General features: G+C 61.9%; 1 protein-coding gene. It reads right to left on the reverse strand.

What is annotated here, in order from left to right; all coding sequences use genetic code 11:
- Positions 1–24 precede the first annotated feature (24 nt).
- The gene (gene sul1, locus QMN38_RS26670; RefSeq protein WP_024193717.1) at positions 25–861 is read right to left on the reverse strand and encodes a sulfonamide-resistant dihydropteroate synthase Sul1; all 837 of its coding nucleotides are present in this window, start codon (positions 859–861) and stop codon (positions 25–27) included.
- Between the last annotated feature and the right edge of the window lies 1 nt (position 862).

Here is an 862-nt window from a genome sequence, read left to right on the forward strand (position 1 = left end):
TAGCGGGCGGCCGGAAGGTGAATGCTAGGCATGATCTAACCCTCGGTCTCTGGCGTCGCGACTGCGAAATTTCGCGAGGGTTTCCGAGAAGGTGATTGCGCTTCGCAGATCTCCAGGCGCGTGGGTGCGGACGTAGTCAGCGCCATTGCCGATCGCGTGAAGTTCCGCCGCAAGGCTCGCTGGACCCAGATCCTTTACAGGAAGGCCAACGGTGGCGCCCAAGAAGGATTTCCGCGACACCGAGACCAATAGCGGAAGCCCCAACGCCGACTTCAGCTTTTGAAGGTTCGACAGCACGTGCAGCGATGTTTCCGGTGCGGGGCTCAAGAAAAATCCCATCCCCGGATCGAGGATGAGCCGGTCGGCAGCGACCCCGCTCCGTCGCAAGGCGGAAACCCGCGCCTCGAAGAACCGCACAATCTCGTCGAGCGCGTCTTCGGGTCGAAGGTGACCGGTGCGGGTGGCGATGCCATCCCGCTGCGCTGAGTGCATAACCACCAGCCTGCAGTCCGCCTCAGCAATATCGGGATAGAGCGCAGGGTCAGGAAATCCTTGGATATCGTTCAGGTAGCCCACGCCGCGCTTGAGCGCATAGCGCTGGGTTTCCGGTTGGAAGCTGTCGATTGAAACACGGTGCATCTGATCGGACAGGGCGTCTAAGAGCGGCGCAATACGTCTGATCTCATCGGCCGGCGATACAGGCCTCGCGTCCGGATGGCTGGCGGCCGGTCCGACATCCACGACGTCTGATCCGACTCGCAGCATTTCGATCGCCGCGGTGACAGCGCCGGCGGGGTCTAGCCGCCGGCTCTCATCGAAGAAGGAGTCCTCGGTGAGATTCAGAATGCCGAACACCGTCACC

This window comes from Citrobacter sp. R-1.5.2 (genome assembly GCF_035064245.1).
Classification (GTDB): Bacteria; Pseudomonadota; Gammaproteobacteria; order Enterobacterales; family Enterobacteriaceae; genus Citrobacter.